Source organism: Actinoplanes sp. G11-F43 (assembly GCF_050589265.1).
GTDB lineage: Bacteria > Actinomycetota > Actinomycetes > Mycobacteriales > Micromonosporaceae > Actinoplanes.
Window position 1 is genome coordinate 54107 of sequence record NZ_JBNZCE010000035.1, and the last position, 23844, is coordinate 77950.

23 protein-coding genes are annotated in these 23844 nt (G+C 70.1%); 9 read left to right on the top strand and 14 right to left on the bottom strand.

The features are described from left to right. Window positions 1–10 precede the first annotated feature (10 nt). Genes ACQ0O7_RS34765 through ACQ0O7_RS34800 form a run of 8 tightly spaced genes read right to left on the bottom strand, consistent with a single transcriptional unit; the run spans window position 11 to window position 8213 of the window. Window positions 11–691, bottom strand: a complete 681-nt coding sequence (locus ACQ0O7_RS34765) for an SDR family oxidoreductase (protein WP_430788675.1) — start codon at window positions 689–691, stop codon at window positions 11–13. Further along, window positions 691–1515 (bottom strand): 5-deoxy-glucuronate isomerase, encoded by an 825-nt coding sequence (iolB, locus tag ACQ0O7_RS34770; RefSeq protein WP_430788677.1) that lies wholly within the window; start codon window positions 1513–1515, stop codon window positions 691–693. The genes ACQ0O7_RS34765 and iolB overlap by 1 nt, the downstream gene beginning before the upstream one ends. 12 nt (window positions 1516–1527) lie before the next feature. Next, entirely contained in the window at window positions 1528–2664 is a 1137-nt protein-coding gene (locus ACQ0O7_RS34775; RefSeq protein WP_430788679.1) for a glycoside hydrolase family 88 protein, read from the bottom strand. After that, complete coding sequence (locus ACQ0O7_RS34780) at window positions 2661–3293, bottom strand: hypothetical protein (RefSeq protein ID WP_430788681.1); 633 nt, start codon at window positions 3291–3293, stop codon at window positions 2661–2663. The genes ACQ0O7_RS34775 and ACQ0O7_RS34780 overlap by 4 nt, the downstream gene beginning before the upstream one ends. Continuing rightward, complete coding sequence (locus ACQ0O7_RS34785) at window positions 3290–4111, bottom strand: carbohydrate ABC transporter permease (RefSeq protein WP_430788683.1); 822 nt, start codon at window positions 4109–4111, stop codon at window positions 3290–3292. The genes ACQ0O7_RS34780 and ACQ0O7_RS34785 overlap by 4 nt, the downstream gene beginning before the upstream one ends. Next, window positions 4108–5016, bottom strand: a complete 909-nt coding sequence (locus ACQ0O7_RS34790; RefSeq protein WP_430788685.1) for a carbohydrate ABC transporter permease — start codon at window positions 5014–5016, stop codon at window positions 4108–4110. The genes ACQ0O7_RS34785 and ACQ0O7_RS34790 overlap by 4 nt, the downstream gene beginning before the upstream one ends. Before the next feature lie 57 nt (window positions 5017–5073). Further along, window positions 5074–6354: an extracellular solute-binding protein gene (locus ACQ0O7_RS34795; protein WP_430788687.1), complete on the bottom strand. Its 1281-nt coding sequence runs from the start codon at window positions 6352–6354 to the stop codon at window positions 5074–5076. Between the two features lie 2 nt (window positions 6355–6356). Beyond that, on the bottom strand, window positions 6357–8213 hold the full coding sequence (locus tag ACQ0O7_RS34800; protein WP_430788689.1) for a DUF2264 domain-containing protein: 1857 nt from the start codon (window positions 8211–8213) through the stop codon (window positions 6357–6359). A gap of 248 nt (window positions 8214–8461) precedes the next feature. Here ACQ0O7_RS34800 and ACQ0O7_RS34805 point away from each other — a divergent pair, with 248 nt between their 5' ends. The 3 genes from ACQ0O7_RS34805 (at window position 8462) to ACQ0O7_RS34815 (ending at window position 12304) form a co-directional block, all read left to right on the top strand. Further along, window positions 8462–10369 (top strand): heparinase II/III domain-containing protein, encoded by a 1908-nt coding sequence (locus tag ACQ0O7_RS34805; protein WP_430788691.1) that lies wholly within the window; start codon window positions 8462–8464, stop codon window positions 10367–10369. Beyond that, window positions 10366–11457, top strand: coding sequence for a substrate-binding domain-containing protein (locus tag ACQ0O7_RS34810; RefSeq protein WP_430788693.1), 1092 nt, complete (start codon window positions 10366–10368; stop codon window positions 11455–11457). The genes ACQ0O7_RS34805 and ACQ0O7_RS34810 overlap by 4 nt, the downstream gene beginning before the upstream one ends. A 361-nt stretch (window positions 11458–11818) precedes the next feature. Further along, window positions 11819–12304, top strand: a complete 486-nt coding sequence (locus ACQ0O7_RS34815) for a hypothetical protein (RefSeq protein WP_430788695.1) — start codon at window positions 11819–11821, stop codon at window positions 12302–12304. Here ACQ0O7_RS34815 and ACQ0O7_RS34820 read toward each other — a convergent pair. Continuing rightward, a complete protein-coding gene (locus ACQ0O7_RS34820; protein ID WP_430788697.1) occupies window positions 12278–13270 on the bottom strand; it encodes a substrate-binding domain-containing protein in 993 nt (330 codons plus the stop codon). The genes ACQ0O7_RS34815 and ACQ0O7_RS34820 overlap by 27 nt on opposite strands. A gap of 113 nt (window positions 13271–13383) precedes the next feature. Between ACQ0O7_RS34820 and ACQ0O7_RS34825 the strand changes: the two genes are divergently transcribed. The 4 genes from ACQ0O7_RS34825 (at window position 13384) to ACQ0O7_RS34840 (ending at window position 17640) form a co-directional block, all read left to right on the top strand. Further along, window positions 13384–14796, top strand: a complete 1413-nt coding sequence (locus ACQ0O7_RS34825; protein WP_430788699.1) for an RICIN domain-containing protein — start codon at window positions 13384–13386, stop codon at window positions 14794–14796. 51 nt (window positions 14797–14847) lie between these two features. After that, on the top strand, window positions 14848–16005 hold the full coding sequence (locus ACQ0O7_RS34830; protein ID WP_430788701.1) for an RtcB family protein: 1158 nt from the start codon (window positions 14848–14850) through the stop codon (window positions 16003–16005). Window positions 16006–16111: 106 nt separating this feature from the next. Continuing rightward, window positions 16112–16909, top strand: coding sequence for a winged helix-turn-helix domain-containing protein (locus ACQ0O7_RS34835; protein ID WP_430788703.1), 798 nt, complete (start codon window positions 16112–16114; stop codon window positions 16907–16909). A 239-nt stretch (window positions 16910–17148) separates the two neighbouring features. Beyond that, the gene (locus ACQ0O7_RS34840) at window positions 17149–17640 is read left to right on the top strand and encodes a hypothetical protein (RefSeq protein ID WP_430788705.1); all 492 of its coding nucleotides are present in this window, start codon (window positions 17149–17151) and stop codon (window positions 17638–17640) included. A gap of 7 nt (window positions 17641–17647) precedes the next feature. Here ACQ0O7_RS34840 and ACQ0O7_RS34845 read toward each other — a convergent pair whose 3' ends face one another. Further along, the gene (locus ACQ0O7_RS34845) at window positions 17648–18202 is read right to left on the bottom strand and encodes a histidine phosphatase family protein (protein WP_430788707.1); all 555 of its coding nucleotides are present in this window, start codon (window positions 18200–18202) and stop codon (window positions 17648–17650) included. Window positions 18203–18509: 307 nt separating this feature from the next. Here ACQ0O7_RS34845 and ACQ0O7_RS34850 point away from each other — a divergent pair, with 307 nt between their 5' ends. Continuing rightward, window positions 18510–18671, top strand: a complete 162-nt coding sequence (locus tag ACQ0O7_RS34850) for a hypothetical protein (protein WP_430788709.1) — start codon at window positions 18510–18512, stop codon at window positions 18669–18671. Window positions 18672–18771: 100 nt separating this feature from the next. Here the strand turns inward: ACQ0O7_RS34850 and ACQ0O7_RS34855 are convergent, their stop codons facing one another. From ACQ0O7_RS34855 to ACQ0O7_RS34865, 3 genes are read right to left on the bottom strand one after another with little or no spacing between them, the layout of a single operon-like run. Beyond that, entirely contained in the window at window positions 18772–19695 is a 924-nt protein-coding gene (locus ACQ0O7_RS34855; RefSeq protein WP_430788767.1) for an alpha/beta fold hydrolase, read from the bottom strand. Next, window positions 19602–20390 (bottom strand): alpha/beta fold hydrolase, encoded by a 789-nt coding sequence (locus ACQ0O7_RS34860; RefSeq protein WP_430788711.1) that lies wholly within the window; start codon window positions 20388–20390, stop codon window positions 19602–19604. Before ACQ0O7_RS34860 ends, ACQ0O7_RS34855 begins: the two co-directional genes overlap by 94 nt. Before the next feature lie 56 nt (window positions 20391–20446). Next, the gene (locus ACQ0O7_RS34865; RefSeq protein ID WP_430788713.1) at window positions 20447–21367 is read right to left on the bottom strand and encodes an NAD-dependent epimerase/dehydratase family protein; all 921 of its coding nucleotides are present in this window, start codon (window positions 21365–21367) and stop codon (window positions 20447–20449) included. 87 nt (window positions 21368–21454) lie between these two features. On the opposite strand from ACQ0O7_RS34865, the gene ACQ0O7_RS34870 reads away from it, so the two are divergent. Next, window positions 21455–22363 carry a hypothetical protein gene (locus ACQ0O7_RS34870; protein ID WP_430788715.1) on the top strand — a complete coding sequence of 303 codons (909 nt, stop codon included), beginning with the start codon at window positions 21455–21457 and terminating at the stop codon, window positions 22361–22363. Window positions 22364–22608: 245 nt separating this feature from the next. Here ACQ0O7_RS34870 and ACQ0O7_RS34875 read toward each other — a convergent pair whose 3' ends face one another. Beyond that, entirely contained in the window at window positions 22609–23823 is a 1215-nt protein-coding gene (locus tag ACQ0O7_RS34875; protein WP_430788717.1) for an MFS transporter, read from the bottom strand. Window positions 23824–23844 lie beyond the last annotated feature (21 nt).

A 23844-nucleotide genomic window follows, 5' to 3' on the forward strand; every position in this document is an offset into this window, starting at 1 on the left:
CACGATGCCGTCAGCGGGCCAGCCAGCCGCCGTCGACCGGGAGGACCGCGCCGTGGACGTAGCGGGCGGCGTCCGAGGCCAGGAAGATCACCGCGCCTTTCAGGTCGTCCGGCTCGCCCCAGCGCCCGGCCGGGATCCGGTCCAGGATCGCCGCGCTGCGGTCCGGATCGTCGCGCAGGGCGGCGGTGTTGTCGGTGGCCATGTACCCGGGGGCGATCGCGTTGACGTTCACGCCCCGCCCGGCCCACTCGTTGGCGAGAGCTCTGGTCAGCCCGAGGACGGCGTGCTTGCTCGCGGTGTAGGCGGGCACCCGCACCCCACCCTGGAAGGACAGCATCGACGCGATGTTGATGATCTTCCCGGAGCCCTGGGCCAGCATCCGCCGGCCGGCCGCCCGGCTGAGCCGGAACGCCGCGTCGAGGTTGACGGTCAGCACGTCGTCCCAGTCGCCGTCGGTCACGTCGACGGCATCGGCACGACGGATGATCCCGGCATTGTTGACCAGGATGTCCAGCCGATCCAGATGGTCCACATAGGCGTCCAGATCAGCGGTGGCCAGATCCAGCTCCTTGCTGCCGACCGCGATCACCGAGGCCCCGGCCCCGGCCAGGGCCTCCGCGCACGCCTTCCCCAGTCCCCGGTTGCCGCCGGTGACCAGGGCGACGCGGCCGTCGAGGCGGAAACTGACCATCAGAGTCCCAGGCCGCGCAGCGTGGGCACGGTCTGCCCGACCCACTTGAGCTCGGTGTCCTCGTGGGCCCCCTGAGTGCGCTGGGTGCCGGCCAGGAACCACAGGTAGTACGTGGTGTACCCGGGCGCGCTGACCACCGTGTGATACCCCTCGGGCATCATGTGCATCCCGTGGTCCCGGACGGTGAAGTTCTCCTCATACCCTTCATCCGTGTAGAGGCGGCAGATCCCGAAGCCACCCTTCGGCGCGACCCGGAAGTAGTACATCTCCTCATGCGCCGCCTCAGCAGGAAGATTGTCCGTCTTGTGCCGATGCGGCGGATAGGTGCTCCAGTTCCCGGACGGCGTGAACGTCTCCCCCACGATCAACCGCCGAGCCGGCAGATCCGGCTGAGCGATCTCGGTCAGGATCTGATGGAAGTTCCGGCCGAAGTTCGCCGCCCCCCACCGCCCCTCGGCGACCTGATCAGGAGCGATCACGTAGGGATCGACCTCGAGATCGCTGGGCGCGCTGGGCAGCGCGATCTCCACATCCGACACCGCCCGGATCGAGATGTCCGAGTTGATCGGGACATACACGGAATGCGGCTTGCCGTCGAAGACACTGGCCCGCCCACCGACCGCGGCGAACTGCGCGTCCCCGATGGTGAAGTCGGCAGTCCCGCCCAGGATGACCGCAAGGATCTCCCGATCCCCGGAATTGCCCGCCCACGTCTCCCCCGCCGCGAGCGTCAGCAGTTGAAAATCCAGTATCGAGCACGGATTGAACGGCAACGTGTTCAACCCCGGCGCCGCCGGGATGTTCGTGTGGAACCGGTACTCCATCAGAATCGCTCCTTACCAGGGGTGCTTCCAGCCGGGCAGAGTGACGCGGGTGAGGGCTTCCAGGTAGAAGTAGTCTCCCCACAGATTCCCCTCGTTCACCCCGACGTTCTTGGGTTTGTCATAGACACCGTGCAGCAACAGCGCGTTGGAGTCCGGCCGCCGCACCGTCGAATATCCGTCGATCAATGAAGCCAGGATCGTCCCGGCGGCCGCCCGGTACCGTTCGCCGAGGGCCGGCGGCACCACCGCCGCGAGTTCCAGCAGCCCGTTGACGGCGATCGCGGCCGCCGAGCTGTCCCGTTCCTCGGTGGACCCCTCGGTGAAGATCAGATCCCAGTACGCCACCCCGTCGGCGGGCAGACGGGCGAGGAAGTAGTCGGCGCACCGGATCGCGGCGGCCAGCAGGGTCGGATCCCCGGTGTACTGGTGATTGAGGGTGAACCCGTAGATCCCCCAGGCCTGTCCCCGGGCCCAGCACGACTCGTCCGCACTGCCCTGTTCGGTCTCGCCGCGCAGCGGGGCGCCGGTGGCCGGATCCCAGTAGAACGTGTGGTAGGTGGTGTCGTCCTCGCGGATGAGGTGATCGCGCAGCTGGGTGGTGTGCCGGCGGGCGGCCGCCGCGTACCGCGGATCCCCGGTGGCCCGGCTGGCCCAGAACAGCAACGGCGTGTTCATCAGGCTGTCCACGATGGTGCGCCCCTGCTGCCGCGGGTCGGCGAGGTCGCCCCAGGCCTGGATGATCCCGGCGGACGGCAGCACCCGGGTGAGCAGGTGGTCGGCGGCGGCCAGGGCGGCCCGTTTGGCTTCCGGGTCCCGGTTGCGGCGCCACGCGGTCACACACGACAGGGTGTAGAGGAAGCCCAGGTCGTGGGTGTCCAGATCGACACCGCCGTCCATCCGATCGACGAACGACCGTACATGGGAGGTGGCGGCCTTCCGGTAGGTCTCATCGCCGCTCAGATCGTGCGCGAGCCAGAGCATCCCCGGCCAGAAGCTGGTGGTCCATCCGCGGTTGGCCGGGCGCGGTGGGTAACGGTCGTTCGTCGTGGTGTCGGCCGGATAGCGGTCGCCGAACTCGGCGATGTTGGCGTCGACGGTGCTCAGTGCGGCGCTCACCGCGGTTCCGGTCTGGTCGGCGATCGCCGTCATGGTGTCCTTCCGATAAAGGGGTTGAGCGTGAATCGGCTGTTCGCCCAGACGATGTAGATCAGCGGGCTGGCCGCGATCCCGATCGCGAGAGCCGGGCGGGCCGCCAGCAGCGCCTGGAACAGCGCCAGCACCAGCAGCGAGAACAGGCTCAGATACCAGCGGCGCACGCCCAGGTAGACGCCGGCCCGGGCGGCGTCGCGCAGCCGGGTGCCGGGCCGTTCGGCGATCACCACCAGCACCAGCAGCGTGGTGATCACGATCAGGGTCATCGCCACCACGATGATCGGCAGCACCACCGCGCCGATCGGCTTCTCCCAGGCCCAGGCCGCGTCCACGCCGAGGACGAGCAGCGCGACGGTGGCGATCCCGGCGGTGGCCAGGGCGGGTCGCGCCGAGGCGCGCCAGGCGTTCCCGAAGACCTTCACCACCCCGCTTTCGTACGCCCGGAGCACCGCGAACGCCCCCACCAGCGCCGGCCCGCCGAGGGGCGCGAACAGCACGAGCAGCGGCCAGGTACGCCCGGGATCGGTGGTGAGCACGATCAGCAGCAGTGGGGCGCAGGCCACCGCGAGCAGCAGGTTGGTCATCAGGGCGGCGTACACGCCCTGGAAGATCCGCCAGTGCCTCATCCTTTGAGCCCGGTGGTCGCGATGCCCTCGACGAAGTAGCGCTGCCCGGCCAGGAAGATCGCCACCACCGGCAGGATGGACAGCACCGATCCGGTCATGATCAGCGCGTGCTCGGCGTTGTACTGGTTGATGAACGACTTGAGCCCGATCTGGATCGTCCACAGGTCCGGGCTGCGCAGGTAGAGCAGTGGCCCGAGGTAGTCGTTCCAGGTGTTGACCAGGGTGATCAGGGCGAGGCTGGCCAGCGCCGGGGTGGACAGCGGCAGCACGATCTTGCGGTAGATGCCGTATTCGCTCATCCCGTCGATCCGGGCCGCGTCCAGCAGTTCGTCCGGGATGCTCTCGTAGAACTGTTTCATCATGAACACGCCGAGCGCGCCGAACGCCTGCAACGCCACCATCGCCCAGAGCGTGTCGGTGAGCTGGAGTTTCGTCATCATCACGAACTGCGGGACCATGTACGACGCCCACGGCACGGCCAGGGTGCCGATGTAGGCGAGGAACAGCACGTCCCGGCCCGGGAACTGGATCTTGGCGAAGCCGTACGCCGCGAAACTGCCGGTGAGCAGCTGCAGGAAGGTGACGAGGGCGGACAGGAAGACGGTGTTGCCGAGCCACGTCGTCATCTCGGACTTGGTCCAGATGTCGGCGTAGTTGCTCCACACCGGATCGGTGGTGATCCACCGTACCGGGATGGTGAAGACGTCGTTGTTGGTCTTCAGTGACGACATCACCATCCAGTAGAACGGCAGCAGGATCAGCACCCCGGCGACGCCGAGCGCCAGGTGGACCATCGCGCGAAGGATCCGCTTGCTCATCGTTCGCTCCGCTTGTTGACGAGGAACTGGACGACCGTCACCACGAAGCAGAGGGCGAACAGCACGATGGAGACCGCCGACGCGTAACCGAACTGGTTCTCCTCGAAGCCCTTCTGGAAGATGTACTGCGACAGCACCAGCGTGGACTGGCCGGGCCCGCCGTCGGTCATCACCAGGATGATGTCGAAGACCTTGAAACTGTTGATGGTGAGCAGCACGGTGACGAAGAACATGGTGGGCCGCAGCCCCGGCAGGGTGACCGCCCGCAGCCGCTGCCAGGCGCTCGCCCCGTCGACCATCGCGGCCTCGTGCAGCTGGCGCGGGATGGTCTGCAGCCCGGCCAGGAACAGCAGCATGTAGTAACCCATGTCCCGCCAGGTGCTGACCATGATGACGGCCGGCATGGACCAGTCGGCCGAGGTGGTCCAGCCCGGCGGGTGGTCCACCCCGATCCACCGCAGCACCTCGTTGACCGGCCCGAATCCCGGGCTGAGCAGCATGTTCCAGATCTGCGCGATGGCCACGATCGAGGTGATGTACGGGAAGAACGCGACGGTGCGGAAGAACGCCACCCCGCGCAGCTTCCGGTTGAGCAGGATCGCCAGCCCGAGCGACAGCACGAGGGTGAGCGGGATGTGGAAGGCCGCGTAGTAGACGGTGTTCCACAGGGCGGTCCAGAAACTGCTGTCGCCCACCAGCTGGCGGAAGTTGTCGAGTCCGGTCCAGGTCGCCCCGCCGAACACGTTCCATTCGGTGAACGCGTAGTAGAACAGCAGGCCCACCGGCACCAGCGTGAGAACGGTGAACCCGGCGAAGTTGGGCAGCAGGAACGACCAGCCCAGCGCGGTGTTGCGCGCGACCACCCGGCCGCGCCGGCGGCGGGTCTCGGCGACTGTTGCGGTCATCAACGAGCTCCAGGGGTAGGACCGCGGGCCCCGTGACCGGGGCCCGCGGGACGTCACTTACTTGAGGACCTCGTTCTTGGCCCGGTCCTGCGCCTGGGTGATGGCCGCGTCGACCGGCGTGCTGCCGGACAGCACCGCGGTGTGCATGTCCTTGAGGATGTTCTGCAGCGGGGCGGTGTACTGCGAGACCGGGTTCTCCGGCTTGGTGTCGTGCGTGGTGAAGGCGAACTTGGACAGCTCGTCGGTGGGCACCCCCTTGAGCCCGAAGATGGTGTCCGCTGCGGTGGCCGTGTCGGCCGGGGTGACCCCGATGCCGGCCAGGGCTTTCGCGGCCTCCGGCCCGGCGGCGTACGCCAGGAAGTCCTTCGCGGCCTGGATCTTCCGCTCGCTGATCTTCGGGTTGACGCCGAGCCCGGTCGGGTCGCCGAAGGTGAGCGGGGTGGCCGACGTGCCGGTGGTGTCCTTGGTCAGCTGCGGGGCCGGCGCGATGCCCCAGTCGAAGGTGTCCGCCTCGCCGGCCGCCTGCTGGCTGAGCAGGGTGGCGATGTACCAGCTGCCCATCAGCATCATCGCGGTGGACTGCTTCCCGAACTGGGCCTGGTAGGTGAGGCTGTTGGTGGTGGCGTCACCGAAGCTCACCTGGGCACCCGCGGTCTGCAGGTCGAGAGCCGTCTCGTAGTAGGGCTTGAGGAAGGCGAAGTCGCCGGTGTCCAGGCTGGCGCCCGCGGTCTGGGCCAGTGCGAAGCCCTGCGCGGTGGACTGCCAGGTGTGCTGGTACGCGCCGAGCGCCTTGTCCCCGGCCGCCTTCAGCTTGGTGGTCAGCTCCTTGGCGGTGGTGGCGTACTCGGCCCAGGTCCACGACCCGTCCGGGTGCTTCACCCCGGCCTTGTCGAACAGCGCCTTGTTGTAGTACAGCACCCAGGAGTCGGCCCGGTAGGGGATCGCCCACGTCTTGCCGTCGACCTGGTAACCGCTGAGTCCGCCCACTCCGGAGCCGAGCTTGCCGGCCACGTCGGAGACGTCGAGCAACTGCTTGCCGTTCTGGTACGTGTAGAAGTTCTTCAGGTTCTTCTGCACGTAGATGTCCGGGGCCTTGCCGGCGGCCAGGTCCGCGATCATCTGGGTGTCGTAGTTGTTGGCGTCGTACTCCTTGACCTCCACGGCGATGTCCGGGTGCGCGGTCTTGAAGCCGTCGGCCAGTTTCTGGAACTCCGGCGTGGTGGCCAGACTCCAGCCGGCCAGGCTCAGCGTGATCGGCCCGGACTCCTCCGGGTCACCGCCGCTGCAACCGGTCAGTGCCAACAGGAGCGCCGTGACAGCGGCGAGGGAGCGCTTCATCCTTACTCCTCTATCTCGATGCGGGTTTGTGTTTCCACGGCGTCCGGCCAGACCACCCGGACCTGCCCTTGGTGCGTCTCGACACGGCACTCCCGGTCGACGGGACGGCTCTCCCCGTCGTCGGGGTGGCCGGAGAGTTCGACGAGTGCCGCGACCCAGTCCCCGGTCACCGGGAAGTCGGCCCACGGCACGTGGACGGTCCCGCCAAGGGGCGACGCGTCCACGAACTCGGTGACCCCGCCGGTCCCGTCCCCCAGGATCGGCACCACCCTGCTGCGTGCCGGCTTCCGGCCCGAATCGAGCCGCAGCTCGGCACGCGAGGTGGGCCAGCCGCCGATGCGGAGCCGGACGGCATCCGGGGACGGTCGTCCGATCCGGACGAGGCGGAGCTCCCACGGACCCCGTACCAGCGAAATCGTGGTTATCGTCCCGGCCCGATGGAGCTTTCCGGCAAGGCCTTCGCCGTGGTTGCGGTCCGGCGGACCGGGTTCCAGCCAGTGCGCCTCGGCGATCGACCCGGCACAACCCTCATGGGGTACGCCCATCGAGCGCATCCCCGTGCGGTGCGATCGTCGCCCGGCCGCGTCGACGAGGACCACCGACTGGTCGAGCGGGTCGGTCCAGCCACTGTCGTCCAGCACCGGGAAGGTGGCCGTCGAGTAGCCGATCCGCGCGTACAACGGTGAATCCGCACCCGGAACGCCCTGGTGACCGTGGTCGGTCCCGTGGTTGATCACCCGGACGATCCCGTCGGCCCGGGTGCCGGAGATCAGCCAGCCCGGGGCGGCCACCGCCCGCAGCACGTCGCCCTGCTCCACCGGCAGCGGCTCGGCCGGGGCGCTCCACACCGGATGGTCCGCCGGCAGCGCGATGCCGAGCAGCCCCTTACTGGCCCAGTACGGCGAACCGGGCCCGGAGTAGGACTGCGCCAGCCGCGGCCACTCCCCGTGCCAGCCGACGGTCAGCAGGTCACCGTCGTCCCGGAAGTGCCCGACCACACTGGCTGCGGCGTGCCGGAGCCGTCCGGGTGAGTGCGAGGGCACCTCGGCCAGGACACCGGCCCAGAACGGGGCCGCCGCCGCGAACCGGTAGATCAGGCTCCGGCCCTGGATCAGCGGCGAGCCGTCCCCGCCGACCAGTGCGAGCGCGTCGAACAGGAACCGGTCCAGCCCGGCCCGGTCCCGGTCCCGCAGCCCCGGGGCGCCGGCCATCCGCGACCACAGCACCGGGTAGAGGTGCAGCGCCCAGCCCGCGTAGTGGTCGTAGGCCCGGGACGAGCCGTCGGCCAGCCAGCCGTCCGCACGGCGGAACGTGTCGTGGGTGGCCAGGTCCTCGGCCATCTCGGCGTCCGAGTGCGGCCCGCCGACCGACTTCAGGAAGGTCTGCACGACCAGCCGGAACCAGACCCAGTTGATCCGCGGGTACGTGTCGTCGCCGACCGCCGGAGCCAGATAGTCGACGATCCGCTCCTGGACACCGGCGTCGAGGCGATCCCACAGCCACGGCCGGGTCAGGTCCAGGATCAGCGCGATCGAGGCCGCCTCCACTTTGGCCTGGGCGTGCTCGGTGAGGCGTACCCACCTCTCGGGCGAACCCGGATCGGTGCCCGCCGCGAGCCCAGCCGCATAGCGTTCCAGCAGCTCGTCCTGTCCCTGGCCGCGCTCGCCGGCCAGGCGGAAGCCGGCCGTCAGGAACGTCCGGGCGAAGCCCTCCAGGCCGTCGACGGCGCGCCCGTAACCGCCCTCGGCGCCGGGCAGCAGGATCTGCGCATGGCCCGGTGAGGCGTGCCGGAGGGCGGCGGCGAGCAGGCGGTCGGCGTATCCGGTCCAGTCGGCCCGGGTGACGAGGGCATGGTTCACGGGTTTCACATCACGCTCCGCATGCGATCGGACGGGCACCGTGATCGGTTTCCGGGACGTTAAACGCTCACAATCGAGCATGTCAATGACCACTTCGCTCAGAGAGCGCCAAAAGTGCTCGCGTAACGTCGTTGAAATGGACTTTCGGAGGATCTGCGAACTGCCCACAAGGGCATCGGGACCCGGATTCGATGTCACAGGGTGGTTAAAGTGATCTGATACGATCGCAATCGATCACAGGGGGAGACATGCGCGTGCCCACCGCCGGCGACCGCCGGGCCTGGGAGAGCGTCGACCAGCCGACCCTCCGGGCGCTGGAGGAGCGCGCCCGCGCCGACCTCGGCACCCCGTGGCCCACCCCCCGGGCCAGCGACTTCGGCCGCTACTTCCGCGACGGCGACCGGGACACCTACGAGCAGGCGATCTGGGCGCGGCACGAGCGTCTCACCCGGGCCGTCGTGCTGGCCGCCGCCACACTGGATCCGATGTGGCTGGACGAGGTCGCCGACGGGGTGATCCTGTTCTGCGAGCAGAGCACCTGGTGCTGGCCGGCCCACGACGAGACGTTCCAGCGGCACGGCGCGGTGCTGCCCACGGTGACCGACCCGACCGTCGACCTGGGCGCCGGCGAGGTGGCCGCCGATCTGGCCTGGACCGTGCACGTGCTGGGCGCCGTGCTGGACGAGCGCTACCCCGGCCTGCGCGACCGGATCCGCTACGAGGTGGACCGCCGCGTCTTCGTCCCGTTCACCGAGCGCCGCGACTGGCACTGGCTGGGCCTGACCGGCCGGGTCCACAACTGGAACCCGTGGATCCACAGCAACATCCTGATCGCCGCCCGCGTCCTCGCCGACGACCCCGCACCCCTGATCGACCTGGTCGGATCCGGGCTCTCCCGCTACGGCGACGCGGTTCCCGCCGACGGGGCGATCGACGAGGGATACCACTACTGGTGGTACGGCGCCCTCCGCTACCTGGAGGCGATGGAACTGCTCGGGCAGCCGCTGGACGCCGAACTGCTGGCCTTCCCGCACCGGGTGCACCTGGGTGGTCCGTGGTATCTGAATCATGCCGACGGCCCGGCCCGTCCGTCGTACCAGCAGCCCTGGCATGTCCTGCACCGCCTGGCCCGGTCGGCCGGCGCCGGCGAGGCGGCCGCGCACGCCGCCGCACAGCGCCGCCCCGGGCTCCCGGCGACCCACGAGACCCAGGGATTGGGGTACGTACTGGGCGCCCTCACCGACCCGGACTGGATCACGGCGGTGCCCGGCCCGTCCCCGCTACCCCGAACGGTGTGGTTCCCGTCGACGCAGGTGCTGGTGACGCGCCGCTCCGCCGGGGACGCATCCGGCCTCACGCTGGTGGCCAAAGGCGGTCACAACGACGAGAACCACAACCACAACGACGTGGGCAGCTTCATCGTGGCGCTGGACGGGGCCCCGGTGCTGGTGGATCCCGGGCGCCCCACCTATACGGCGCAGACGTTCGGCCCGCACCGCTACGACATCTGGACCATGCAGTCGTCGTGGCACAACACCCCCACCATCCGGGGCACCCCCCAGTCCCCCGGCCGCCCTTTCGCGGCCGGCCTGGTGGCGTCCGACGACACGTCCCTGACGCTCGACATAGCCGCCGCCTACCCGCGTGACGACATCCACAGCTGGATCCGGACCGCTCGCCTGGACCGCTCGACCGGCACCGTGACCATCCGCGACACCTGGAACATGGCCCCAGGCGCCACAGCCCCCACCGTGATCCACTTGGTGACCCCGGCGGTGCCCACGGTGGTCCCTTCCCCATCCCCAGCGCCCGAGGCCCCACCCGCGACATCCGCCGCCGCTCCCACGTCGCCGGCAACACCCGACATCCCGCCCTCCCCAGACGCGACACTCGCGGTTGCTCCCATCCGGCCCGCAACGCCCACGGATCAGTCGACGCGCTCCCTCCCCGAATCCGATTTATCGGTTATCGAGGTATCAGTCGGCGGATTGGTCCTGTCCTGGCCGGCTGGTCTTCCCTTCACCACCGTCGTTCGGGAGCTCGACGACCCGATGCTGTCCGACGTGTGGGGGCCCCGGCTGACCCGGCTGGACATCGACGTCTCCTCGCTGGGCCCCGCCGGTACATTCGAACTGATCGTTAAGGAGCGTCGGTGAGCACTTCAGACAAGCGGGGACCGCTTCAGGTGGCCCGGCGGGCCCGGCTGCTGGAGCAGTTGCGGCGCGACGGTGTGCTGCGGGTCTCCGACCTGACCGACGCGCTCGGCGCCTCCACTGTGACGATCCGCCGGGACATCGCCCAGCTGGCGTCCGAGGGCCTGGTCCGGCGGGTGCACGGTGGTGTGGCCCTGCCTGCCGCCGGCGACCGGCGTGTTCCGGACGTGGACGGCCCGTTCGCCGGCACGGTCGGGATGCTGGTGCCGTCGCTGGACTACTACTGGCCGCATGTGGCCCGGGGCGCCGAGGAGGCCGCCCGCGACCTGGACTTGCGGATCGTGTTGCGCGGTTCGTCGTACGACACCGAGGACGACCGCCCCCAACTCAACCGCTTGGTCGATCAGGGTGTGGACGCGCTGATCGTGGCCCCCCGGATGGATGTCCGAACCGCCCAGCAGAACATCGAATGGCTGGCCGGCCTGGGCCTCCCGGTGGTGTTGCTGGAACGCACGGCGACGGCCGGCCCGCACCACGCCCACCTGGAGTCGGTGGTGTCCGATCACGCCCAGGGCGCCGCGATGGCCGTCCGCCACTTGGCGGGCTTGGGCCACCGCAAGGTGGGCGTCGTCCTGGCGACCCCGAGCCCGACCCGCCCGCATGTGCACCGGGGCTGGCTGGAGGGTGTGACGGAGTGCGGCCTGGACCTGACCGACACGGTCGACATGCTGGTCCCCGACGCCAAGTCCCCCGATTGCCGGGCAGCGCTCGACAAGACCCTCGACCTCTGCCTGGAAACGGGCACGACGGCCTTGCTGGTGCATGCCGACGCGGAGGCGATAGCGCTGGTCCAGCGTTGCGAGGAACGCCACCTGTCCATCCCCGGTGACCTGTCGGTGATCGCCTACGACGACGAGGTGGCCGGCTTGTTCAGTCCCGCGCTGACAGCGGTCCGCCCGCCCCGCCGCTCGATAGGCCGCGCAGCGGTCCGCCTGGCAGCCGACCGCCTGTCCGACCCGGGCCGCCCCACCCACCGCACAGTGATCAGCCCTTCCCTGCGCATCCGCGACTCAGCAGCCGCCCCACGCTGACCCTCCCGGCCCCGACCAGCCCGAGCACCGAGACGGCGTCAACACGGAGCCCTCATCAACGCGCAGACGGCGCTGATCAGAGCGGTCCTGCTCCGGCGGCACGGACGGCCGGGAGCCTGCCGGGACGGGAGCCGAATCCGTAGTCGGCCGTGGCGCCGACGGGGGTGTCGTCGGTGTGTGTCATGGGGCTCCTCCACCGGCCCCGCGGGCCTGCCGCTGAGAGGGCCGGGCGACGGCAGGCCGCGGGTGCGATTCCGGCCCGGTGCAGCTCAGCCGCCCGGCACCGGCAGGATCGGCGACGCACGACGGTCGCATGCCGCATGGGCCAGAGCCGGAAGACCGTATCCACTACCGTGATCCGATGAAGATCGTGCTGCGGAACGGCCACGACACCCCTCTGAGAGTCGCGGCCCACTCGATGGCACCGGGTCAGGACCTGGTCGTCGAGTGGACGTGGACCGGCACCGCCGACCTGATCTGCGGGCCGTCGGAGATCACGTTCCGGACGCCACCGGGCGGCACCGTCACCGTCTCCGCTCCGGACCCGGCGACGGTCACCGATCTCTGGAACAGCACCCGGCGCGACGGAACGGAGATACACGAGTTCCGGTTTCACAACGCCACCGGTGAACCGCTGAACACCTTCTGGGAACCGTGGTGCGGTGAGGCTCCCGCGCCGGCCCGCGCACAGTGGACGGCAAGCGCCGCCGGGGCCGGACTGATCTACGAGCCGGGCCGGCTGGTGATCTGGGACTGCAGCGGCAGTTTCCGGGCCTGGGCGCCGGACGGCACCGAGATCTTCACGGGTGGCATGCCCCTGTCACACCCGGACCCGGCGGGACAGTGACGACTGCCGGACCACGAGTTCCGGCGCGACCAGCACCCCTTGCGCGGGCCGCCGGTCCCCGTCGAGCAGCCGGGACACGATCATCTCGACGGCCAGCCGCCCGACGTGGTTCTTGGGTGGCCGGATCGCGGTGAGTTCGGCCAGGTGCGCGACCTCGTCGTCGTAGGAGACGATGGCCAGGTCGTCGGGGATCCGGATGCCCCGGTCGGCGCAGGTCTGCGCGACGGCGATGGCTTCGGGATCGCTGTGCACGATGAGAGCGGTCAGCCCGTCCCCGGCGTCGGCGGTGATGCCGAGGTCCGCGCAGGCCCGGCGCCATCCGCGTAGCAGGTGCGCGGAGGTGGGGCTGCCGTCGGAGAGCCGCAGCCCGATCCGCCGGTGTCCTTGTTCGTAGAGGTGATGAACGGCGATCTCCATGCCCAGTTCGTGATCGCTGCGTACCCACTCGATGGGTCGTGGGGTGCTCGTCCACCGGCGTGGCTGGCGTTCGACGAGGATGGTCGGGACCGGCAGCCGGGTGATCCAGTCGATCATCCGGTCGGCGTCGTCGCCGTCCAGGCTGGGCGCCAGCAGCAGGCCTTGGACCTGTCCGGCGTCGACGAGCCGGCCGATCTGGCGCCGGTCCTCTTCGGGGTCGTAGCTGGAGCCGCGCAACTGCACGTTGACGCCGAGGGCGGCTCCGGCGGCGCGGGCTCCGGCGACGATCGGCGGCCAGTAGAAGTCGAGGGACGGCACCACCATGCCGACGGTGAACGCGGTGCGCCGGGCGGGCAGTGACCGGGCCGGGGTGGGCAGGGTGGCGCCGCCGTGCACCCGGTGGACGAGGTTGCGGGCGGCGAGGGCGGCGATGTCGCGGCGGATGGTGAGTTCGCTGACGCCCAGGTCGCGGGCGAGGTCGCTGACCCGGACGGCGCCGCTGCGGCGCAGTTCGGAGAGCAGCCGCTCGTGCCGCTGGACCTGGAACATCGCTGTTCGATTGGTTGCGTTTCCGACCGACCGCGACCGCACCATGGCCCCACCGTTTCCGACCGTTTACGAAGACGTTAATACACATTCTTACGCATCGATCGGGAGTCCGGATGAGGCTTCTCTCCGCCGTCGCGGTGTTCCTCCTGCTGCTGGCGTTCCCCGCGCCCGCGCAGGCGGCACCGGTCACCATCACCAACGGGGTCCAGTTCACCGACACGTCCGGGGCCGGGCTGCACGCCCACGGCGGCGGCGTACTGAAGGTCGGGTCGTACTGGTACTGGTTCGGCGAGAACCGCAACGCCGACGACACGTTCCGCGCGGTCTCCGTCTACCGCTCCACCGACCTGCGCACCTGGGAGTTCCGCAACAACGTGCTCACCTCGTCGTCGGCCGCCGAGCTGGGCAGCGCCAAGATCGAACGGCCCAAGGTGATCTACAACGCGGCGACCGGCAAGTACGTGATGTGGATGCACAAGGAGAACGCCACCGATTACGGCGAAGCGCGAGCCGCTGTCGCGTCGGCCGACTCGGTGGACGGGACCTACACGTACCACGGCAGCTTCCGGCCTTTCGGTTCCTACATGTCCCGGGACATCACCCTCTACAACGACGGTGGCACCGGGTACATGATCTCCGCGGCCGACGAGAACCGGGATCTGATGATCTACCGGCTGACCGCGGACTTCCTCAACGTGTCGACGGTGGTCGGGAACTTCTGGGACAACGCGACCCGGGAGGCGCCGGCGATGTTCCAGCGCAACGGCGTCTACTTCCTGCTCACCTCGGGGACGTCCGGCTGGAACCCGAACCAGTCCAAGTACGCCACCGCCACCAGCATCAGCGGCCCGTGGTCGGGCTGGACCAACGTCGGCGACTCCACGTCGTACGGCTCACAGCCCGCCTACGTCCTGCCGGTCCAGGGCACGTCCGGCACCAGCTACCTCTACATGGGTGACCGCTGGGCGGGGGCCTGGTCGGGGCCGGTCAACGACTCGCGGTACGTGTGGCTGCCGATCAGCTTCCCGTCGAACACGTCGATGTCGCTGACGTGGTACCCGACGATCACCGTCGACGCGGCGGCCGGCACGATCACCGGCAATCCGGCCACGTACTACCGGCTGACCAACCGCAACAGCGGCAAGGTGGCCGACGTGGTGAGCAGCTCGCAGGCCAACAGCGCCGAGGTCAAGCAGTACAGCTGGAACGGCGGCGGCAACCAGAAGTGGGAGTTCCGCGACGCCGGCGGCGGCTACTTCCAGATCGTCGCCCAGCACAGCGGCAAATGCCTGGACGTGGCGTCCGGGTCCACCGCGGACAACGCCAACATCGTCCAGTACACCTGCGGCACCGGCACCAACCAGCAATGGCAGTGGGTGGCGACCGGCGGTTACCACCAGCTGAAGGCCCGGCACAGCGGCAAGTGCCTGGATGTGGTCTCGTCGAACACCGCCGACGGCGCCGACATCACCCAGTACACCTGCGGCACCGGAAACAACCAGCAGTGGACCCGCACCGTGTCGTAGCATCGCCGTCCAGCGGCTCCGTCCGGGGCCGCTGGACATCGGGGGCGCCAGGTGAACAGGATCAACGACAAGCTGCTCAACTGGGCCAGCATCCTCGAACCCGAAACGCTCGCGCAGGCGTCGAAGGCGTCGACGCTGCCGTTCATCCATCCGCACATCGCCCTGATGCCGGACGCCCACCTGGGCAAGGGCGCCACCGTCGGCTCGGTCATCCCCACCCGTGGGGCGATCATCCCGGCCGCCGTGGGGGTCGACATCGGCTGCGGGATGGCCGCGGTGCGCACCCAGTATCACCGCGACGATCTCAAACCCGACCGGAGCGGATTGCGTACGGCCATCGAAGCGGCCGTCCCGACCTCCGCCGGCGCCTACAACGGCCGGCTCACCGAGACCGCCAAGCCCCGGATCGCCCACCTGACCGAGACCGCCGACTTCGACCCCGCGGCGTACGCCAGGAACTGGACCATGCAGCTCGGCTCGCTGGGCAGTGGCAACCACTTCATCGAGGTGTGCCACGACGAGAACGGCGCGGTGTGGCTGTTCCTGCATTCGGGTTCGCGCGGCATCGGCAACAAGATCGCCAGCCATCACATCCGGGTCGCCCAGGAGCTGATGACGGCCCAGGGTGTCGTCCTGCCCGACCGGGACCTCGCCTACCTGACCGAGGGCACCCCGGAGTTCGACGCCTACCTGCGCGAGCTGCGCTGGGCGCAGAACTTCGCCCTGCTCAACCGGGACGAGATGATGGACCGGGTGATCGAGTGTTTCGCCGAGTTCGTCGGCGGCCCGGTCGAGCAGCGCGAACGTGTCCAGTGCCACCACAACTACACCGAGCGGGAGACGCACTACGGCGAAGAGGTGTGGCTGTCCCGCAAGGGCGCGATCAACGCGGCCCGCGGTGTGCCGGGCCTGATCCCCGGTTCGATGGGTGACGCCTCCTACGTGGTGGTGGGCAGAGGCAACGCCGAGTCGCTGAACTCGTCCCCGCACGGCGCCGGCCGGGCCTATTCACGGACGAAGGCCCGGAAGACCTTTACCCGCGACCAATTGCGTACGGCCATGAAAGGCATCGAATACCGCGACACCGACGCCTTCCTCGACGAGATCCCGCAGGCCTACAAGCCGATCGACGTCGTGATGGACGACGCCGCCTCGCTGGTCGAGATCCGCCACACCCTCCGCCAGCTGGTCAACGTGAAGGGCGACTAGGCCGTGTGCCGCGTTGTGGCTCGATTCGAGCCACAACGCGGCACACGGTTTAACGTCGGCCACGGAAGCCCTCGGTCGATGTGACGTCTGTCGATATCCTGGCGGGATGGGCGTTCTGGGAGTGGCGGCCGTCTTCGTGGCGCTGGGCCTGGTGCTGTTCGGCATGCTGGCCCTGATCGGCTGGCTGATCGAACGCCGGATGCGGGAGCACTACCTGCGGGCCGCGCCGTGGGAGCCGACACCCCGCGACGGGTGTCTCGCGGTGCTGCCGGTGCGGGTCGACACGGTCCGGCACCGGCCCCGGGAGCAGGGCGCCTGCGACTGTCTGGCGATCGGCGCCCTGCCCGACGGGGCACGGCTCATGCTCGGGGTGTCGCCGTCCGCCTTCCACGCCTGGGACCGGGACGGCACGATCGCCGGGATCGTGCCGCTGGGCCGGGTGCGGTCGATCTCGCTGATCCAGCGCGCCTACGGGATTCTCACGCTGCGCGGCAGCCAGCACATCGTGGACGTGGACAATCTGCCGGTCCGGGAGGGCCGGCGGCACCGGCTGCGGGTCATGTGCACGGACCAGTCGTACGCGGAGGTCGCCGTCCGGCCCTATCACGACGCCCGCCGGTTCGTGGAGATCTTCGACCGGATCCGTGACGATCCACGGCTGCGGGTGCTCGGCGCGCTGACTCCCGGAGCCCCGGTGCACCTGGACGTGCTCGCCGGCGTCCTGACGATCCCGGTGGCCACCCTCGACCGGCAGTTGCGCCCGCTGAGTTCGGCGGGGCTGGTCCGGCGCAAGCACAACACCGTCACCGTCACCGACGCCGGTGTCCGGGAGCTGGCCGAGCGGACCGGTTACATCGCCGAGTGGTCGCGGGTGATCGTGCCGCCGCCTCCGCCCGGACCGTGACGGGACGCATCAGCCCGGCGGGCGCCGGGCGGCCCGGACGGGGCGCCTGGCTCGCGGGGTGGGCATGGCCGGCGTTCAGGTAGGGCGTACCGAATCGCTTAATGCCGTTGATTTTCGGTCGAAGGGGAGAACAGGGGGGATCTCGGCGGCGGGACGGAAGGACGGGCATGGCGGGGCGTTACCGGGGGCGGCATGCTCCGGGGGTGCACGCGCGGAGCCGGGGGCGGCATGTTCAGCCGGTGGACTGGCAGGAGCGTGCGGCGGCGGGGGCGCTGGTCCTGCTGGCGGCCGGCGGGGTGGCGGTCGGGTGGGTGCTGATGCCGCGGGATCCGGCGGCGCCGGACGCCGCCGATGTCGCCATGCAGCCGTATGACCCGGGCGACTACCGGGCGGCGCTGGAACGGGAGGCGGGGCACAAGCTGACCGACGTCAACTTCGCCAAGATCGAGGAGATCTCCGGGATGGCCTGCCGGTGGGACGACGACCAGTTCGCCGACTGGGTCGCGATCAACACCGATGACGGCACGTTGAACAAGGTCTACGTCGACATCAACTACCGCTGTCCGGGCCGGGAACCGGACATCACCGCGGCGATGCAGCGGATCGACGAGGCCCGGTCGTGTGTGATGCCCGCCGACGCCGATCCGGAGTTTCTCGCACTCACCGACACCAAACCCGCACAGGCCGCGTTGACCTGCGCCTATCTCAAGTCGGTGAGCGGCCAGTCCTGAGCAGACGTCACGGTGCGGCCGGGTGTCGGGGCAGCCGGTACTCCCAGCCCTCCCGCCATCCGAAATCGGCGGCCATCAACTGCTCCAGCGGAACCCCGTCGACCAGATGATCGAGGGCCCACCGGGTCGAGACGTGCCCGATCACCAGGATCCGGCGCCCCGCCCAGCGCGACGGCACCCCGGCCAGGAACCCGCCGACCCGCTCGACCGCCTGCCGCCAGCTCTCGCCGCCCGGGTACGGCACGTCCAGATGCCCGGCCCGGGTCCGGTGCAGCTCGGTGGCCGGCATCCCGTTGCCGGTCCCGTAGTCGCACTCCCGCAACCGCCAGTCCAGCAGCACCGGAACGTCCTGCCCGGCGAAGGCGATCTCCGCGGTCTCGGCCGCCCGCCGCAGATCCGACGAGAACACCGCGGCGATCCCGTCGTCCCGCCGCCGCTCCCCCAGCTCGGCCGCCAGCCGCCGGCCTTTCTCGGACAGCTGCCCGGGCAGCCAGCCGGTGGCGATCCCCCGGTCGTTGTCCGCACTCCACGAATGCGTCTCGAACACGATAACCGTCGACATCGGACAACACTATCGAGATCCCGGATCGCGGTGGTCCCGGTCCGCGTCCGACTCCAGGACGGCGGTCGATCTCAAACCCATGGGGGTACGCCAATCGGGTCCACGCCGATCGGGCCGCCCTGTCCGGTCCACGCGAGGCGGGCGCCACCACCGGACCGCCCGGCGACCGCCGGGCCGGATGCGGTGGTCCGGGAACACCCGGTCCCGCACACGATCCGGCCACCGTGCGCCCCGGCGAGCCGAAACCCACCGCCGCACGCAGCCGATTCGGCGGACATGGAGCCCGGCGCGGGCCGACGATGAGGACATGACGCACATTCCGCAGGCCCCCAAGAAGATCCACGGCGACAAGCTGGCCGAAGCACTCCGCACCGACAAGGACGAGCCCATCCTCGACCTGCCCCGCCACCCCACCGCCCAACCCGAACCGGTCATCTCCCCGACACCCGGGGTGACGATCGATCGCTGACATTCCACGATGACGCGTTCGGGACTCACGACGTGGCGGCGATGCGGGAGCTGGCAGCGTGGGTGGACCGCGCGGACAGCTCCCGCGAGTGAGGCAGCCGTCAGGCGCCGTACTCGTTCAGGAAGGACAGCAGGTCGTTGCCCAGCTGGTCCTTGTGGGTGTCGGTGATGCCGTGCGGGGCGCCGGGGTAGACCAGCAACCGGGCGTCCTTCACCAGTTCCGCCGAGGCCTTGCCGCCCACCTCGAACGGGACCACCTGGTCGTCGTCGCCGTGGATGACCAGGGTGGGGATGTCGAAGCGGGCCAGGTCGTCGCGGAAATCGGTGGCCGAGAAGGCGGCGATCGACTCGTAGGCGTTGCGGTGGCCGGACGCCATCGACTGCAGCCAGAACGCCGCACGGATGCCCTCGGACACGTCGGCGCCGTCGCGGTTGTTGCCGAAGAACGGGCCGTCGGCCAGGTCCCGGTAGAGCTGTGAGCGGTCGGCCAGCGATCCGGCCCGGATGCCGTCGAAGACCTCCACGGGTACGCCGCCGGGGTTGTCGGGGCCCCGCAGCATCAGCGGGGGCACCGCGGACACCAGGACCGCCTGCGCGACTCGGGCGCTCCCGTGCCGCCCGATGTAGCGGGTGATCTCGCCGCCGCCGGTGGAGAACCCGATCAGGGTGGTCTCCCGCAGGTCCAGGTGGTCGATCAGGGCGGCGAGATCGTCGGCGTAGGTGTCCATCTCGTTGCCGTTCCACGTCTGGGTGGACCGGCCGTGGCCGCGGCGGTCGTGGGCGATCACCCGGTAGCCGTGGGAGGCCAGGAACAGCTGTTGGGCCTCCCAGCTGTCGGCGTTGAGCGGCCAGCCGTGGCTGAGGACGACGGGACGGCCGGTGCCCCAGTCCTTGTAGTGGATGCGGGTGCCGTCGGTGGTGGTCACGAAGCTCATCGGGCGGCCCTTTCGATCAGGTCGGCTACGGCGCGGGGCTGGGAGATGTGGGCGACGTGCGAGGCCCGTACCTCGATCGTGGTCTTGGATTTCGCTCGTGCCGCCATGAACCGCTGGGCCTGGGCGGGGATGAGCTTGTCGTCGCGGGCGACCAGGAAGTAGGACGGGATGGTCTTCCAGGCCGGTTCGCCGGACGGGGTCTGCAGGGTGCTGGAGTCGCCCGGGCGCTGGGTGGCCCACAGCAGGTCGGCGTCGGCGCGGGGCAGGTCGCCGGCGAAGACCCGGTGGAAGTACGAGCGTTTGACGTAGCCGTCGACGCCGCCGGGGTGCTCACGGAAGTCGAGGGCGTCCAGGGTCAGTTCGGTGCCGTCGAACTGTGTCTGCAGGTGGTAGACGTCGTCACCGGCGGCGGGGGCGAACGCGGCCACGTACACCAGCGCTTTGATGTTGGGATTGTTCAGCGCCGCGTTGGTAATCACCACGCCGCCGTAGGAGTGGCCGGCCAGCACGATCGGGCCGGTGATGGTGGCCAGGACGCTGGCCAGGTAGGCGGAGTCGGAGGCGACGCCGCGCAGCGGGTTGGCCGGGGCGAGGACCGGATGGCCGGCGCGGATCAGGCGGGTGAGGACGCCGTTCCAGCCGGCGGCGTCGGCGAAGGCGCCGTGCACGAGGACGATGGTGGGCTTGGTCTTCTTGCCGCCGGCGGAGGCCGGAACACCGGCGGTGGCGACGGCCGCGGCTGCCGCGGTGCCGGCCAGGACGGTACGGCGGGAAACGGTTGACATGCCGATGATGCAACCGTTCCCGCAGCGTGTCGACCATGCAGGACGACCGGCAGAAGTTACCCGGGACTCCATCGCGGGTCGCGGCGGACCTCGCCGAGCATCCAGTCGAGTTCCTCGGCGACGGTGCCGGCGTAGTCACCGGCCGGCTGGTAGCCGAGTTCCTCCGCGGCGGTGGTGTCGAGGATGATCGGCGGGATCCGGTGCCACGGATGTCGGCCCTCCTCGTCGTCGCCGGGCAGCAGGATCTCCTCCCAGGTGTGCCCGGCCCGCGCGGCGACCACCCGGGAGATGGTCAGCCCGTTCGGCGCGTCCGGGTCGGCGGCGTTGAGGATCCGCCGGCCGGGCCGGTCGGCGACGCGGGCGACCAGCGCGGCGATGTTGGCGGCGGCCGAGGGGTGGTCGACCCCAAGACCGTTACCAGCCAATTTGATGTACGGCTGACGCTCCAGACACTTACTCAGGAACCACCATTCGCGGGGCGGGCGGGCGCCGATGCCGTGCACCTTCGACGGCCGCAGCACGGTGACCGGGGCAGCACTGTCCAGCAGCAGGTGCTCGGCGGCGACCTTGTTGGCGCCGTACCCGAGGGGCGAGTCGTACGGCATGTCCCCCGGCGCCATGGTCGGCTGCGCCTCGGTGACCGGCCCGGTGAAGCGCGGCGGCTCCGGCGAGTTGACGTGGTTGCCGTCGGCGTCGGTGTAGACCGCCTTACTGGAGATCATCACCGCGGACCCGGCGGCGCGCATCAACGGCAGCACCTGACGGGCGTGCGCCGCGGTGTAGCAGGCGGCGTCGACGACCAGGTCGAACTCGCCGGTGGGCAGGCTGTCGTGGTCGGCCAGGGTCAGGGTGACGCCGTCCGGGACGGGCCGGGGTGTCCGCCCGGTGACGGTCACCCGCCAGCCGTCCCGCAGCAGGTGGCGGGCGACGGCCCCGCCGATCGTCCCGGTGCCGCCGATGACCAGTGCAGATCTCATTTGACTCGCTGTATACCCTCCACGCGTGAACGCAGTGCGCCCTCTCACTCTGCCCTGTCGCACGACGGCCGTCCGGGGGGCCTGCCGGTGATCATCCCGCCGCGCTGGAGCCGGGCCGAGGCGATCGAGGTGTGCCTGGAGGCGATGGCCACCGGGCGGGTGCATGGTTTCTCCCCCAACCACGACCCGGACTACCTGGCGATGAACTCGTCGTTCACCCAGAGCGGGCTGGGCCGGGGCTCGATGGTCCGGGACTGGGGCCTGTTCGAGGCGCACTTCGTCAGCGGGCGGTGCGAGTGCTTCGTGGTGCAGGCGCACCGGATGCGCAAACCACCCAGATGGAAGAAGCTGCGGGACCAGATCGAGCCGTACGGCGTCGAGCCCGTCGCCCACCTCCAGGTCCCGGGGTCGGAGTACTTCCGGGTGCTCGCCTCGGACAGCCAGATCTGCGTCGACACCGAGAGCGGCCGGATCATGAAGATCAGCGTGGCCGCCCGGCCGCCGCTGCCCGGCCCGGTCCGGCCGCTGCCGCCGGGTATCCGGGCCGCCGCGCTCCGGCAACGGGAGACCTGGGACGGCTGGCTCGACCGGTTGCCGCCCGACCGGTGGGCCGGCTGCCTGGCGCGGATGTCGTACCTGCACACGATGGAACCGGCGCGGCGGGAGACCTGGACCGCGTTCGGGCTGTGGGTGCTGGACCGGGCCCGCGCGGTGTGGCCGGCCGACGAGTGGGCGTGGCGCTGGTCCGATTTCGTTCTCGACCGCCCGGGAAGCGTCCCGGCCGGTGAGATTGCCGCGGCGTGCCTGGCCGCGCTGCCGATGAGCCGTGTCGAGGCGGCCGAGCTGCCCCGGGACTGGCGGGCGCGTACCACCGAGGAGATCCGTCTCTCCCGGATGACCCTGGCACTGATCCGCAACGCCGCCCTGGACGTGCCCGCACCCCCGCCGGTGCCGGATCTGGCCGCCTGGCGGCCACTACTGCGTGGCCTAGGATGACTGTTCTCCATCATCATCGAAGGTGGGTACGAGCGCCGCGTCCTCTTGCCCGGGGCATCCGGCCGGCGCCGGCGATCCTGGCGATCCTGGCGATCCTGGCGTGAGACGTCGTCGCGGCTACCCGCGCGAACGGTCCGGGTTCGCCGCTGTTCGCCGACGCCGGGCCGGCCGTCGCCGTCGACGCGTCACCGGCCGCCCGGCGGACGGCTCACCCGAACGTCGACGGCGACCGCCTGCGGATGGTGTTACCGCTGCTGGAGGCGTGGTTCCGCGGGATCCACCGCCGGTGTGACAGCGTGCAGCACCACCGCCACGATCGCCAGACCGGCGGCGGCCACGAAGATCAAGCCCGGATTGCCGTACGTCAGCAGAACGCCGAAAGTGACACCGGCCGTGACCGGGACCACCGCCTCGGCCATCGCACCGACCCCGGTCAGCGCGCCCTGCACGGTGCCCTGCTCGCCGGCGCCGACCGTCCGCGAGATCCAGGACTGTGCGGCCGCCCCGCCGAACGCGCCGAGCACCCCGGCCGCCTGTGCCGTGTAAAGCATCCACGGGCTGGACGCCAGGCCCACACCCAGCAACGACACCGCGCTGAGCAGCCCACCGGCGACCGCCGCGCGCTTGTCACCGAGCAGTCGCGTCACCGGCCCGGTGATCCACATCTGGACCGCCGCACCGGCCAGTGCGCCGGCCGCCATCACCAGGCCGATGTGCGCGGTGCTCCACAGGAACTGCGCGGTCAGGAGGAACGTCCACAACGACTGGTGGATCATCCGGGCCACGTCGGCGAACAGTCGCGCCCACGTCAGCCTGCCCAGCACCGGCCGGCGCAGTACCGCGGTGATCGCGGTGACCGGATTCGACATCCGCAGTGACAGCGGGGTGACCCGGTCGCCGGGGCGGGATTCGGGCAGCAGGAACCAGCCGTAGGCGGCGTTGGCGAAACACAGCAGCCCCGCCACCAGGAACGGCAGTCGCACGTCGACGGCGCCGAGCAGCCCGCCGAGGACCGGTCCGGCGACGAAGCCGAGGCCGAACGCGGCACCGATCCGCCCGTACGCCCGGGCCCGCTCCGCCGGTTCGACGACATCCGCGACATAGGCGTTGATCACGGTCCCGGTGCCGGCACACAATCCCGCCAGCGCGTGGAAGAACAGCAGCGTCCACGGCCCGGTGGCACTGGCGTGGGCCAGCCAGTCGACGCCGAGGCAGGTCAGCGAGACGAGCAGGACGGGCCGTCGCCCGTACCGGTCGGAGATCCGCCCGATCAGCGGCGACAGCGCGAACTGCAGCACGCCATAGGTGGATCCCAGGATCCCGGACCAGAGCGCGGCGGTGGTGAGGTCGCTGGTGACCTCGGTCAGCAGCGCGGGCAGGATCGGCACGAGCAGGCCGAGCCCGAGCATGTCGATGAAGACGGTGACGAGCAGGAAGTGGAGGGCTGGTGCCCGGTGCATCTACGGCTCCCGTGGTGTCGA